At 37.5% G+C, this 14,633-nt stretch carries 12 protein-coding genes; 7 read left to right on the top strand and 5 right to left on the bottom strand.

Features of this window, described 5'->3' with window-relative positions; genetic code table 11:
- Positions 1 to 9 precede the first annotated feature (9 nt).
- Positions 10 to 2,400 carry a sodium-translocating pyrophosphatase gene (locus tag BXY82_RS06210; RefSeq protein WP_133757287.1) on the bottom strand — a complete coding sequence of 797 codons (2,391 nt, stop codon included), beginning with the start codon at positions 2,398 to 2,400 and terminating at the stop codon, positions 10 to 12.
- A gap of 122 nt (positions 2,401 to 2,522) precedes the next feature.
- Positions 2,523 to 3,050 carry an inorganic diphosphatase gene (locus BXY82_RS06205; RefSeq protein WP_133757286.1) on the bottom strand — a complete coding sequence of 176 codons (528 nt, stop codon included), beginning with the start codon at positions 3,048 to 3,050 and terminating at the stop codon, positions 2,523 to 2,525.
- Between the two features lie 321 nt (positions 3,051 to 3,371).
- Here BXY82_RS06205 and BXY82_RS06200 point away from each other — a divergent pair, with 321 nt between their 5' ends.
- The gene (locus BXY82_RS06200; protein WP_133757285.1) at positions 3,372 to 3,902 is read left to right on the top strand and encodes a hypothetical protein; all 531 of its coding nucleotides are present in this window, start codon (positions 3,372 to 3,374) and stop codon (positions 3,900 to 3,902) included.
- A gap of 18 nt (positions 3,903 to 3,920) precedes the next feature.
- Here BXY82_RS06200 and BXY82_RS06195 read toward each other — a convergent pair whose 3' ends face one another.
- Positions 3,921 to 6,419, bottom strand: a complete 2,499-nt coding sequence (locus BXY82_RS06195) for a DUF5686 and carboxypeptidase-like regulatory domain-containing protein (RefSeq protein WP_133757284.1) — start codon at positions 6,417 to 6,419, stop codon at positions 3,921 to 3,923.
- Between the two features lie 76 nt (positions 6,420 to 6,495).
- Positions 6,496 to 7,473 (bottom strand): pyruvate dehydrogenase complex E1 component subunit beta, encoded by a 978-nt coding sequence (locus BXY82_RS06190; RefSeq protein ID WP_133757283.1) that lies wholly within the window; start codon positions 7,471 to 7,473, stop codon positions 6,496 to 6,498.
- A gap of 221 nt (positions 7,474 to 7,694) precedes the next feature.
- Between BXY82_RS06190 and BXY82_RS06185 the strand changes: the two genes are divergently transcribed.
- The 5 genes from BXY82_RS06185 to BXY82_RS06165 all read left to right on the top strand — a co-directional run bounded on the left by BXY82_RS06185 (position 7,695) and on the right by BXY82_RS06165 (position 13,057).
- Positions 7,695 to 8,441 carry an electron transfer flavoprotein subunit beta/FixA family protein gene (locus BXY82_RS06185; protein WP_133757282.1) on the top strand — a complete coding sequence of 249 codons (747 nt, stop codon included), beginning with the start codon at positions 7,695 to 7,697 and terminating at the stop codon, positions 8,439 to 8,441.
- Positions 8,442 to 8,544: 103 nt separating this feature from the next.
- A complete protein-coding gene (locus BXY82_RS06180; protein ID WP_133757281.1) occupies positions 8,545 to 9,507 on the top strand; it encodes an electron transfer flavoprotein subunit alpha/FixB family protein in 963 nt (320 codons plus the stop codon).
- A 197-nt stretch (positions 9,508 to 9,704) separates the two neighbouring features.
- On the top strand, positions 9,705 to 10,313 hold the full coding sequence (locus BXY82_RS06175) for a bifunctional nuclease family protein (protein WP_133757280.1): 609 nt from the start codon (positions 9,705 to 9,707) through the stop codon (positions 10,311 to 10,313).
- Positions 10,314 to 10,326: 13 nt separating this feature from the next.
- Positions 10,327 to 12,036: a nucleoside transporter C-terminal domain-containing protein gene (locus BXY82_RS06170; protein WP_133757279.1), complete on the top strand. Its 1,710-nt coding sequence runs from the start codon at positions 10,327 to 10,329 to the stop codon at positions 12,034 to 12,036.
- A 196-nt stretch (positions 12,037 to 12,232) separates the two neighbouring features.
- Positions 12,233 to 13,057, top strand: a complete 825-nt coding sequence (locus BXY82_RS06165) for a thymidylate synthase (RefSeq protein ID WP_133757278.1) — start codon at positions 12,233 to 12,235, stop codon at positions 13,055 to 13,057.
- Between the two features lie 75 nt (positions 13,058 to 13,132).
- On the opposite strand, the gene BXY82_RS06160 is transcribed toward BXY82_RS06165, so the two are convergent.
- The gene (locus tag BXY82_RS06160; RefSeq protein WP_133757277.1) at positions 13,133 to 13,429 is read right to left on the bottom strand and encodes an isoamylase early set domain-containing protein; all 297 of its coding nucleotides are present in this window, start codon (positions 13,427 to 13,429) and stop codon (positions 13,133 to 13,135) included.
- Positions 13,430 to 13,722: 293 nt separating this feature from the next.
- Between BXY82_RS06160 and BXY82_RS06155 the strand changes: the two genes are divergently transcribed.
- A complete protein-coding gene (locus tag BXY82_RS06155) occupies positions 13,723 to 14,625 on the top strand; it encodes a dihydrofolate reductase (protein WP_133757276.1) in 903 nt (300 codons plus the stop codon).
- Positions 14,626 to 14,633: the final 8 nt, after the last annotated feature.

Here is a 14,633-nt window from a genome sequence, read left to right as displayed (position 1 = left end):
AAAATAAATCTATTTTTTTGTTTTCATTTTTTCAATGGCTGCTTTTACTTCTTCTAAGGTCCCTTCAAACACCCGTTCTTCTTTCATAATTTTACCATTCTCAGTAAATGTTTTTGTAACCACAGCTTTCGCATTGTCTGAATCGACCGTTACAATCTCCACATCAAAGGCATCAGTAATACCATTCGTGACTTCTACAAACTCAGTTTTTACGACAGCACTTTCAATAGCGTGGCCCCCTAATATTGGGGCGATTACCAATCCAATCAAACACGTTAGCTTAATCAGAATGTTCATGGACGGACCAGACGTATCTTTAAATGGATCTCCAACCGTATCTCCTGTAACAGCTGCCTTATGGGCATCAGAGCCTTTATACGTCATTTCTCCGTTAATTAACACACCAGCTTCAAATGATTTTTTGGCATTGTCCCAAGCGCCACCAGCGTTGTTCTGGAAAATAGCCCATAACACACCACTTACGGTAACACCAGCCATATAGCCTCCTAACATTTCAGCAATTGCCAAATTGTTCATTCCAAAAATCATCGGTACAAAAGCGATTACCAAAGGAAAACCAATGGTCAGTAAACCTGGTAAAATCATCTCTCTTAAAGACGCTTCGGTTGATATAGCCACACATTTATCGTATTGTGGTTTTCCTGTACCTTCCATAATTCCCGGAATTTCCCTGAATTGACGACGCACTTCTTCAACCATTTGCATGGCTGCTTTCCCTACAGCGTTCATGGCAAGTGCTGAAAATACGACAGGCACCATACCTCCCACAAACAACATCGCTAAAACGGGCGCTTTAAAGATATTTATGCCGTCAATTCCTGTAAAAGTCACATATGCCGCAAATAATGCTAAAGAGGTCAATGCCGCCGAAGCAATTGCAAAACCTTTACCAGTTGCTGCAGTTGTATTTCCCACAGAATCCAAGATATCAGTACGTTCTCTTACAATAGGATCTTGCTCACTCATTTCTGCAATACCACCTGCGTTATCTGAAATAGGTCCGAAAGCATCAATAGCCAATTGCATAGCTGTAGTAGCCATCATTGCAGAAGCTGCCAACGCCACACCATAAAATCCTGCAAATGCATACGAAGCCCAAATAGCTCCTGCAAATAACAATACAGAAGGAAAGGTAGAGATCATTCCTGTAGCCAATCCTGCGATAATATTTGTTCCAGCTCCAGTGCTCGATTGTTGAACAATTTTCAAAATAGGTTTTTTACCCAATCCTGTATAATATTCGGTCACAGATGAAATTACTGCACCCACTACTAAACCTACTAGAGTAGCGTAAAAAACACGCATAGAAGAAATATCTTGAAGTCCTTCACCAAAGAAATTCATTTGCATGGTTTCTGGCAACATCCATTTTACCAGCGCGAAACAAGATACTGCCACCAAGGCGATAGACACCCAATTACCAAGATTAAGAGCACCCATTACTTTCGCTTCTTTAGCATCATTGCTTTTTATTTTTACCAACATTGTTCCTATTACGGAGATGATGATACCCGCACCTGCAATTGCCATAGGTAATAAAATTGGACCAATGCCTCCAAAGGCATCTGAAATAGCGCCACCCATATCTTTAATCACATAATTACCAAGCACCATGGCTGCTAAAACAGTAGCCACATAAGACCCGAACAAATCGGCTCCCATCCCAGCAACGTCACCCACATTATCTCCTACGTTGTCAGCAATGGTGGCAGGATTTCGAGGATCGTCTTCTGGAATACCAGCTTCAACTTTACCTACTAAATCAGCTCCTACATCGGCTGCCTTGGTATATATACCACCACCCACACGGGCAAATAATGCTATGGATTCCGCACCAAGCGAAAAGCCTGCTAGCGTTTCTAAAACAATGGTCATGTCCATGGTGTTTGTCCACGCACCACCCATAAAGAACCAAAAGAAAAATATAAAAAATGCGGTAAGACCCAATACTGCCAATCCTGCTACACCAAGTCCCATAACGGTGCCACCTCCAAAAGAGATTTTCAAAGCGTTTGGCAAACTTGTTCTTGCTGCCTGGGTAGTCCTAACGTTGGTTTTTGTAGCTATTTTCATTCCAATATTTCCAGCGAAAGCTGAAAAAACGGCTCCAAAAACAAAAGCAATTACAATAAGCCAATGCGTAGTTGGCACTACTAATGATACAATGGCCAGCAACACACTCACCACGACTACAAAAATGGCTAACAACCGGTACTCTGCATTTAAAAAAGCAAGGGCACCTTCATAGATGTGATCTGAAATTTCTTTCATTTTACCATCTCCGGCGTCTTGCTTCATAACCCAAGACTTTTTAATTAGCATATAAATTAATCCTAAAGCTGCCATTGCGATAGGCATATAAATCATCAGTGATCCCATATTAATATTTTAGATTGATTAGTGTTAAACGATTGCTAAAGTAATTAAAAAAAACACCGATATACAAAAAAACCCCTTATGGAATATAAGAGGTTTTTAAATTTTAATAAATAGGACTTAGTTTATATCGTAAAATTTCCATTGGTTTTGTGCTCGCTATTTTCATAACGGTCTATACATTTGTTAAGTATGTCGTAAGCTTCCTGTGCATCTCCCCATCCGCCTACGTCAACTTTTTTCTTTTCTAAATCTTTATACACTTGAAAGAAATGCTCGATTTCTTTTATTTGATGGCGATTTACATCAGACAAATCGTTAAGAGTGTTCCAAATAGGGTCAGAAACAGGTACACAAATAACTTTCTCGTCGTTTCCTTTTTCATCTGCCATATGGAAGACACCAATAGGTTTTACCTCCACCACACACATTGGGAACGTAGGTTCAGTACCCAACACCAAAACATCTAATGGATCGCCGTCCAATGCTAACGTTTCAGGAATAAAACCATAGTCTGCTGGGTACATCATAGATGAGAACAACAAACGATCAAAACGGATTTTTTTTAGTTCAAAATCATATTCAAATTTATTACGGCTTCCTTTTGGTATTTCGATTAATACATCAAACGTTTTTTTTCCTTTAGGACTCATAGTATCATTTATTTTAGTAGCCTTTTTATTAGTGGCTTATATTATTCTTGATTCAATTTTTCGGCGTGCAAAGATACGCAACTCTTTGTGATCTGCAATTTTAGGCCCGAGTTATTTTGAATCGCCGTGTTATATGGTGTTATAATATTTATTAATTTAACTTACGGAGTCCGTATTAGACTTTAATGCTGTAGCTATTCATTGCCTCTTTTGTTAAAACATTGTATTTTAGTCATGGATAATTTACCATTATTATTACCGCCTTAACTCTGAGCTTAAACAGCCTTATTTGGTAATATTAAAGCCTTAGTAATAAAACTTATGACACAAGACCTTGTAATTGTTATTATCGCTACATCACTGATATGGATTATTATCCTTTTAATGTTCATCAATCATCTGAAACAGAAAAGCATGACCGCATTAAGGTCTAAAGAGATAGATTTTGAAAGGCACAAAAACCAGATTCTTGATCAAATGCGTAAGGAAAAACAATCAGAATTTGAAAAGGGCTATGTGTCTGGCGCTGAAAAATCTGATTTTATCATTCATGTGGAACCTTATAAAAACATTGATGGTAAAAGGAGCTATTTCCAAAATAGTCAAGTCGTAGAAATTGGATACATATACCGATTGTTCGTAAAGGGAGTCCCGAGTTTAGATCCTCACGTTCAAATTGTAGAGCGCATAAAAATGAGTGAGCTGAATGAGAAAAATGTAGACTCTGCCATTGGAAAGTTAGAAATGATTCTCGATAAAATTCCTAGTCCACATCTAAGATTGGCTGGTAATTTAAAGGAATTTGGCAAAGGGTTGTTGAAAAACGTAAAGGCAAAACGTCTCAACCCTTAAGAATAACGTCTGTGAAAGTTAAAAATTAAACCCAAAACTACCGGTGACACCAAAAGTACGTGCCTCAGGATTATCTAAATAATTTCCTCTAAAATTAAAGTCAATGCGGAACACTTTAAAGATATTCCCCACGCCAACACTGTATTCATAGTACATTTTATCGGTTGGGGCCAAGTATACCAGTCCAGAAGCATTTAAATCGCGGTTGTCTTGTGACACGGCTCCCCATACACCTCTAACCCCTACTATTTCTCGAAGATTTAATTTTCTCAAAAATGGAATTCTGGAAAAGAAACGTCCATTAAAATTATGTTCTAAATGTAATGAAGCGTAGGTATCTGTCACGAATTCATAATAATCCAATTGCGAAAACGTGTTGTAAATTGAAAAATAAGATTGATTCCCTGGCACCACATTTAATAATCCCAAAGGGATTTCTCCAAAGGTTTTTCCGGCTTCAAGTGTCGTGGTCAATCTGCCATAACCTCCAACTTGCCAAGGTTGTATATAAGAAAATTGAACTTTGGTATAATCAAAATCGCTATTTAAAATTGATTTATCACCACGAGTTACTTGGGCAAATAGGCTCGGGAAACCATCATTGGCTAGTCGTCGTTCTACGCCAAAACCTGTCATCTTTCGTCCCGGAAAGTAAGACACCGAAAAGGCGCTTTCGTACTGTTCAATTTCTGACTCCGTAGTGGTTTGGGTGGCATCCGTATAATAATCTAAACTAAAAGTTTCTGAAGCCGAACTCAAGGTTCTATAGGTGCCGCTCAATCGAAACACAAGATTTCTTACTGGCTCCAAATCCATAGCTACCGTTGTCAGGTTGACATTGGTCAACTTGTCATTTGTACTTGTGCCAATAAGTGACGAGGAGGCCAAACTACGGCCTAAAATATCCGTTGAGGAGGTTAAATTGGCCCCAATTTGCTCAACGTCACGCCTATTTCCTGCAGAGATAATAAAACGGTTCTTTTTATCAAGTAACCATTTACCAGAAATGCCATATTTGAATTTATCATCTCTAAATCCATAAGCCAAAAAGCCTTCTACACGCCATAGATCGTTTGGTCCAAAGTAAGTTCTACCACCAGTTCTAATTCGGACGCCTTCCACTTCATTAAAACCAAATGTGGAAAAGATAGGACCATAATCAAAATTGATCTCGGTAAATTCAACATAGCCCGAAGCTAAGATACTTCCTAGATTATAAAGACGTTTAAACTTTTTAACCGTTTTAAGGGTGTCCAGCATTTTATAGACGCCTCTTTCATCCTGACTTAAGGATTCCATACGGTTTTGATCCCAAAACTCATCATCCCTATTGTAAATATCTTCATTATAGCTGTAGACTTCTTCGCTATAGAATTTGTCCGCCTTAGGAATGTCAAACGCATAATTATCATAAAGCGTGGTCCGCTTTCCATAGATACCTCGCGATTTCTCTTTTTTATTGAAAGCGAAGTCAGACATAAAATAATCACGCTTAATTAAGAAGATGGAGTCGTTTAGCACCTCAAACTCCTGTTCAATGTATATTTCCTTAACCCAATTAATATTGGCGCTTTTGCTAGCTTGTAAATTAATTTCCTTAATGGCGAATGTAGAATCATTCACCCAAAAATCGCCTTTAAAGGTCAATTCATTTTTCCGTCGTGGATAGTATATAATATTGTAACACCACTTATTATCTATAAAAGTACTATCAGAAAGCACATAATTATAGGTGTTAACGCCAGTCTTAGAAAGCGGACTCACAAAACTTTTATCGAAAAACTTGAGGTAATTATCGTAAATATCAAAATCAGAATAAAGATCATCCACAAAGTCAATAATCATCTGGTTATTGCTAAATCCGGAGTTCTTATTTCCCTTTAGCTCTTCTTTTTCTTTAGATTTAAGATTGTCACCAAAAACCTTACTGCGTGCCTCGTTAATAAAAATGGGCAGGTAAGTTTTTCCTGTAACTTTGCTAGTATCCACTTGATCAAACACAAACTCCATTCCTCTAAACAGTTTGCTTTTAATTAAAGCGCTGTCAATGGTATTGATATCAAACTCCACCTTCTCATATTTATCATACTCGTATTGCTTAAATTGGCGCAATCCGTTTTGCCGTTTACGTTCCCATATTTTCTTTAAAATGGCAATGGCAGGATTTTCACTCTCTTTTTTAGATTGTTTTCCTGTTATAATAAACACCTCATCCAATTGCCCCGCAGCCTCCTTTAAGGTAAATTTGAGATCGTAATTCACTCTTTTGGTCAGCGGAATTTCCAAGCTTTCATAACCTAAAAAAGAAACCACAAGAGTGTCATAGGTAATGTCAGATTCGAGATAAAATCGGCCTTCTTCATTCGTAATAGTACCTTCTGTAGAACCCTTAAAAAGCACATTAGCATAAGCCACTGAAACATTGCTCTCATCAAGCACAATACCACTAACTTTAGTTTGTGCAAAGACGGAACACATTCCGAAGAAAAAAAACAGGAGATGTAACGATTGTTTCATAAGACAAAAAAAACTTCATCAACACAATTGCCAATGAAGTTTAGATAATGCAATCCCGATAGTTATCGGGAGCAATTTATTTATACATTACTTTTTTGACAGCTTTTACCACCTCATCACTGTTTGGTAACCATTCTTCCAATAGGACAGGAGAATATGGTGCAGGTGTATCTGCCGTATTTATTTTAACAATCGGCGCATCCAGATAATCAAATGCTTCAGCTTGTACAATATAGGTTATTTCAGTTGCCACATTTCCAAATGGCCAAGCTTCTTCCAAAACAACAAGCCTGTTGGTTTTTTTAACCGATTTTAAGATGGCCTCCTTATCTAAAGGACGGACCGTTCTCAAATCAATAATTTCGCAAGAAATGCCTTCCTTCTCCAATTCATCAGCCGCTTTATATGCTTCTTTTATAATCTTACCAAATGAAACTATAGTCACGTCAGTGCCTTCACGCTTCACTTCAGCAACACCTAACGGAATAGTGTACTCGCCTTCTGGCACCTCACCTTTATCACCATACATTTGTTCACTCTCCATAAAAATAACCGGATCGTTATCTCGAATAGCCGATTTTAAAAGTCCTTTGGCGTCATAAGGATTAGATGGCACTACAACTTTGAGTCCTGGGGTGTTAGCAAACCAATTCTCAAAAGCTTGAGAATGCGTTGCACCCAACTGACCTGCAGATGCTGTTGGGCCTCTGAACACAATAGGGCAACTAAACTGGCCTCCAGACATTTGCCTGATTTTTGCAGCGTTATTTATAATTTGATCAATTCCAACTAATGAGAAGTTAAACGTCATATACTCCACAATTGGGCGACATCCGGTCATGGTAGACCCTATTGCTACACCAGCAAATCCTAGCTCTGCAATTGGGGTATCGATAACACGCTTGGCACCAAACTCGTCCAACATTCCTTTAGATGCTTTGTAGGCACCATTATATTCTGCAACTTCCTCACCCATCAAATAGACGGTTTCATCACGGCGCATTTCTTCGCTCATGGCTTCGCAGATTGCTTCTCTAAATTGAATTGTCTTCATTTGTCTCATTTAAATCAATTAGCAAAAGTAAGAATAAATCAAAAACTAAAACCAAAAGAATTATTTAAAATTTATTATGCATGCATAGTAAAAAAGTCATCTAAAATAATTAACTTCGTATCCTGTTCAAAAGAAGACAGTTTTCAGCGGTAGTTTGCAGTAAATTTTAAATAATAAGCTGAATTCGATCGAAAAACTAATAATATAATAAATTATAAAACATGAAAATACTTGTATGTATTAGTCACGTACCTGATACGACTTCAAAGATTAATTTCACGGATGGTGACACTAAGTTTGACACTAATGGTGTTCAATTTGTAATTAACCCAAATGATGAGTTTGGTTTGACCCGCGCTATGTGGTTTAAAGAAAAACAAAGTGCATCAGTAGATGTCATTAACGTTGGCGGTCCTGAAACAGAGCCTACCTTACGTAAAGCGTTAGCAATTGGCGCTGACACGGCTATCCGTGTAAACACCTCTGCTACTGATGGTTTTGCCGTCGCAAAGCAATTGGCCAATGTGGCTAAAGACGGTGGTTACGACTTAATTATTGCCGGCCGAGAATCTATAGATTACAATGGAGGTATGGTACCTGGGATGTTGGCCCAATTGTTGGGTGCTAATTTTGTAACCAACTGTATCAGCTTGGAAGTAGACGGTACAAATGCTAAAGCGGTAAGAGAAATTGATGGTGGAAAAGAAACCGTTTCTACCACTTTACCTTTAGTTATTGGTGGACAAAAAGGTTTGGTAGAAGAAAGTGATTTGCGCATCCCTAACATGAGAGGAATCATGCAAGCGCGCCAAAAACCGTTAAATGTTGTAGAACCTGTAGATGCTACTAAAGAAACGTCAACGGTTAAATTTGAAAAACCAGAACCAAAAGGTGCCGTAAAACTAGTGTCTCCTGATAATTTGGATGAGTTGGTCAACTTACTTCACAATGAAGCAAAAGTGATTTAGAGACAAAACCCTCCCAAACCCAATTTGGGATCTTTTAAAGTTTTTCAGAAATCAACAATAAGGTCCTGATCCAATTCAGGAAAAAATTTAAAAATAAAATTTTATGTCAGTTTTAGTATATACAGAATCCGAAGAAGGAAAATTCAAGAAAGTCGCTTTTGAAGTGGCCTCTTACGCAAAAGCCGTTGCTGACCAAATGGGAACGACGGTTACCGCACTTACCATTAATGCCGATGAAGTTTCAGAATTAGGAACTTATGGTGTTGATAAAGTATTAAAAGTTAACGATTCAAAATTGGATATGTTTAACGCCAAAACCTATGCCAACGTTATAAAACAGGCTGCTGAAAAAGAAGGCACTAAGGTGGTTGTAGTCAGCTCTAGTGCTGATAGTAAATATTTAGCGCCGTTATTGGCAGTGGGCTTAGATGCAGGTTATGCATCAAACGTGGTAGAAGCACCTACTAGTGCCTCTTCATTTACCGTAAAACGCACCGCTTTTACCAATAAAGCATTCAATTTTTCAACGATTGATACCGATGTGAAAATTGTAGGTGTTTCTAAGAATGCATTTGGGTTGAAGGAGAATTCAGCAAGTGCAGCGGTAGAAGATTTTTCTCCGTCCATTCCGGAAAATGGTGTACACGTAGAATCTGTTGATAAAGCCACCAATACTGTTACTATTGCAGATGCTGAGATTGTTGTTTCTGGTGGACGTGGTCTAAAAGGACCAGAAAATTGGGGTATGATTGAAGAATTGGCAGAGGTTTTAGGTGCCGCAACGGCATGTTCTAAACCGGTATCTGATTTAGGCTGGAGGCCGCATAGTGAGCACGTGGGCCAAACTGGAAAGCCTGTAGCCGCCAATTTATACATTGCCATTGGAATTTCAGGTGCCATACAACATTTAGCAGGTATTAATGCTTCTAAAGTAAAGGTGGTCATCAATTCCGATCCTGAAGCACCATTTTTTAAAGCAGCAGACTACGGTGTAGTTGGTGATGCTTTTGAAGTGGTCCCTAAACTCATAGAAAAATTGAAGGAATTTAAAGCTCAAAATGCATAAATTTCTTAACTTGTAGCAGCAATGCGACTGGTACAAAAAATAGTTGCCATAAATACATGACCAAAATCCTGAATAGGATTAATGTATTTGTGGCAAAAATTTTCAATATCTTTTTTTTTAAACGGACCTTCGTAAAAATTATCTGGATCACAGTTGGTAAAGTCCCAATTTAAACAGTTATTTGCCTTTTAAAATATATGAGTTTAGTTCGATTAAACATAAAGGGAATCTCTTACAGCCAAACCCAAAATGGCGCATATGCCTTGATTCTGAATGAGGTAGATGGCGATCGTAAACTCCCTATTGTTATTGGTGCATTTGAGGCACAATCTATTGCCATAGCACTCGAAAAGGAAATCCGCCCCCCACGTCCTTTAACCCATGATCTTTTTAAAAACTTTGCTGACCGCTTTGACATAATTGTCAAACAAGTCATTATTCATAAATTGGTTGATGGCGTGTTTTACTCCAGTTTGATTTGCGAGCGCGATAAAATTGAAGAAATTATAGACGCCAGAACCAGTGATGCCATTGCTTTGGCACTTCGTTTTCAGGCACCCATTTTTACTTATAAGAATATATTAGATAAGGCTGGAATCTACCTCAAAGTCAATCCACAAAAAGAAGATGAACAGCAGGATAGCATTCTTTTGGACGATTTAGTTGCAGAAGAAATAGAATCCACTATCCAAGACAGCTACAAGAACAAAACACTTGACGAACTTCACACCTTATTAGAGCAAGCCGTCTTAAACGAAGATTATGAAGTGGCCGCTAAAATAAGGGATGAAATCTCAAAACGCTAATCGTATTACTCAAATGAAACATTTCTTTTTAGCTGTTACGGCTATTTTTTTTGGAATAACAACACTAGTAGGGCAAAGCATAGAAAAGAAATGGCAGTTTGAAGCAGTTCAAAATGATCAGGGTATCCATCTTTATAATATTGATAAAGATACTGATGGGTTATCTCTAAAAGAGGGTGATTTTACCTTCTTCTTGGCCGATAAAGATAGTACTCAAATAGAAGGAAATTATATTACACAAAATAAGTTGCTTGTCCTCTATTACGATACACCCTCTGAAGTCATCAAACATTTTACCATTGAAACCCTCACTGATTCTACATTGGTGCTTCAAGACACTAAGGACATCAATTATATATTCTCAACGCAAAAGGAAATCTTAGCGGTAACTGAAGCAGCTATCAGTGGTATTATTCCAAGCCAAGGCTTTTCAATGAATAGTCTCTTTCGCGGTGCCCTCGGAATGTTTGTCTTATTATTACTCTCCTATATTTTAAGTCAAAATAGAAAAGCCATCAACTGGAAAACAATTGGCTTCGGACTCGCAGCACAACTGTTATTAGCAATTGGCGTATTGAAAATTCCGTTTATCCAAAAGGCTTTTGAGATTGTCGGAAAAATGTTTGTAAAAGTTTTAGAATTTACACAAGCTGGTAGTGAATTCCTTTTGGGAGGCATGATGGATATCAGCAGTTTCGGATTTATATTTCTTTTTCAGGTACTTCCCACCATCATATTCTTTTCGGCCTTAACTTCTTTATTATTTTATTTGGGTGTCATTCAGAAAATAGTAGCTGCAATGGCTTGGGTATTAACGAAACTTTTAAAGATATCAGGTGCCGAAAGTTTAAGTGTTGCCGGTAATATATTCTTAGGTCAAACTGAAGCGCCCTTAATGATTAAGGCTTATTTGGAAAAAATGACCAAATCAGAAATTTTACTGGTAATGATTGGCGGCATGGCAACCGTTGCCGGCGGTGTGTTGGCGGCGTATATTGGGTTCTTGGGTGGCGAAGATGAAGCTTTAAAATTATTTTATGCGAAGCACCTTTTAACAGCATCTGTCATGGCAGCTCCTGGTGCTATTGTAATCTCAAAGATGTTGTATCCACAACAAAAAGAGATCAATTCTGAAATTCACGTTACACAAGAAAATATAGGCTCTAATATTTTAGATGCTATCGCAAATGGGACTACTGAAGGTTTAAAACTTGCCGCCAATGTGGGCGCCATGCTATTGGTGTTTATCGCATTTATTGCCATGATCAATTATGGATTTGGAAAGCTGGGGAGTGTTACAGGGTTGAATGCCATTATTGCCAGCAACACTCCATATTTATCTTTATCCTTGGAATTTATTTTGGGATATATATTTTCGCCTTTGATGTGGCTTATTGGTGTTGCCAAAGAAGACATGGCACTTATGGGGCAGCTATTGGGTATTAAGTTGGCCGCAAGCGAATTTGTAGGTTACATTCAATTGGCTGAACTTAAAAACGTAGCCAGCGCTACCCATCTAAAATTTGAGAAATCAATTATTATGGCCACGTATATGTTATGTGGGTTTGCGAATTTTGCATCAATTGGCATTCAAATTGGAGGTATAGGCTCTTTAGCGCCCGGCCAACGCAAAACCTTATCTGAATTTGGCTTAAAAGCGCTCATTGGAGGTACTATCGCTTCGTTATTGTCAGCCACTATTGCTGGAATGATTATTGGCTAAGAATTTCTGCACAGACTAATACGACACTTATATCGACATTCACAATTAAAATGTTTTAATTCAAGACATTTCAGTTCTGCCCATTAGACTTTAAAGAGAATTTAACTTCGAGAAGTTCTTAACTTTCTTTAATTTTGCTTCCGTAGTAAATTGAAAGTTTAATTTAAAGAGATTCCCACATGCGTGGGAAATTGCCATGAAACAATATCACGACCTCGTCCAACACGTCTTAGAACACGGAACCCAAAAAGGAGACCGTACGGGAACTGGAACCAAAAGTGTTTTTGGATACCAAATGCGCTTTGATCTAAGCGAAGGTTTCCCTATGGTAACCACCAAAAAAGTCCATTTAAAATCCATAATTTACGAATTGCTTTGGTTTTTAAAGGGTGATACGAACATTAACTACCTCACCGAAAATGGCGTGAGAATATGGAATGAATGGGCAGATGAGAACGGCGATTTAGGTCCGGTTTACGGCCACCAATGGCGCAACTGGAACAATGATGAGATTGACCAGATTAAACATATTGTCCAAACACTTAAAACCAACCCCAATAGCAGACGCATGTTGGTATCAGCATGGAATCCTTCAGTCTTACCAGATACGTCCAAATCATTTTCAGATAATGTAGCCAATGGCAAAGCAGCGCTTCCACCCTGTCATGCTTTTTTTCAATTTTATGTGGCTGAAGGAAAATTATCTTGTCAACTATACCAACGTAGCGCCGATATTTTCTTAGGTGTTCCTTTCAATATTGCCTCTTATGCTTTGTTCACTATGATGATGGCTCAAGTTTGTGGATACCAACCTGGAGATTTTATTCACACCTTTGGCGATGCACATATTTACAACAATCATATGGAACAACTTAACCTGCAATTATCACGAGAATTGAGGCCACTTCCAACAATGAGAATAAATCCTGAAGTCACAGATATCTTTGATTTTAAATTTGAAGATTTTACATTAGAAAACTACAATCCGCATCCTCACATAAAAGGTGTCGTAGCGGTTTAAACATATATGTCACTGCATAAAAAAACGTTCTCTACTGGAGAACGTTTTTTATTTTGAAAAGCCTAACTTGAATAATTACAGGTTCAACACTGCATTTTCGCCACCAAATTCATTGGTAACATAAGCATCGGCGTGCTCATCATTGATAAACGTGTCATCTATCAAGTATCTAAATTCATAACTGTTATCTTTTTCTAAATTGACAGTACCTTTAAATGTTCCATTCTTTAACTTCTTAAGTTGCACCGCATGCTCTGCATTCCACTCATTAAAAGTCCCTAATACCGTCACTTTAGAAGCATTATCAGCAGGCACTGAAAAGGTGACTTTGCAAATAGGTTTACTTTTTAGATATTGTTTTGTAATTGCCATAATTGAAATTGATTAATTTTGCCACAAATGTATAAAACAAATCCATAGCGTCTTATATTTAAAAGCCATTAAATCAATTTATTATGACATTGTTAAAAATACAATCGTATTTTTTTTAACTCGAGATTGAAAGATCGGTTGTTTTGCGTTTTTACCAAATGCGTTAATTGTTCTATACTGATTTTTAATAGATTTAGATCGTGAAAACGAGCTAACATCAATATTTTAAAGTTCTAATGATCGCAATTAGGATGTCATCAAAAAAAACTAACTTTACATAAATTTTTAACCCTATGTTTGGAAAAAAGAAACCCGTCACTCCCATAGATAAGGAGCAATTACAACTTATAGAAAATGCCCAAAGACGAATAAAACAAAAAAAGCGTTTATATTTTCACTTTGTCGTTTTTCTTATTGGTGCCATTTTCTTAATTATTCTTAACACCGTTTTAGGGGTGGGGGAATTCACTAAAATTTTCGGGCTCGATTGGTTTGTTTTCGCCATTTTAGCATGGTTGTTTCTTTTTGTGTTCCATTTATTTAATGTATTTGTAACCCATAAATTTATGGGTAAAGACTGGGAAGAAGCTCAACTCAGTAAATTAGTTGCCAAACAAAAGGCACGGATTGAGACCTTAAAGACTGAGTTAGACCAAAAGCAATCAGTTGCCACTCCGCTTACCATTGAAAAAAAAAAGAAAATCCATAACAACTTAACACTTATTGCTGCTGCAGGAGAAAATGATTCAATTGGCAAGAACAATGAATTAATTTGGCATTTGAGTGATGATTTAAAGCGTTTTAAAACGCTCACGTCAGACCATTGCATCATTATGGGTAGAAAAACCTTTGAAAGTTTTTCCAAACCGTTACCTAACAGAACACATATTGTCATTACGCGTCAACATAATTATTCGGTTCCTTCTGGAGTCATTGTAGTGCACAATATTGAAGATGCATTGGATGCGGCCAAAAATGATTCACAACCTTTTATAATTGGAGGAGGTGAAATTTACAGACAAGCATTACCTTACGCTGATAAGATTGAATTGACGAGGGTTCATGAAACTTTTGATGGGGATACATTTTTTCCTAAAATCGATCCTTCGGAATGGGTAGAGACACAAAATAAACTGCATCAAAAGGACGTACACCATCCATATGCTTTTTCATTCATTACCTATCAAAGAAGATAAAACTTAGC

Source organism: Gelidibacter sediminis, from assembly GCF_004364975.1.
Classification (GTDB): Bacteria; Bacteroidota; Bacteroidia; order Flavobacteriales; family Flavobacteriaceae; genus Gelidibacter; species Gelidibacter sediminis.
Note: the sequence above shows the minus strand (reverse complement) of the source record. Positions and strands in the feature narration are given on the sequence as shown.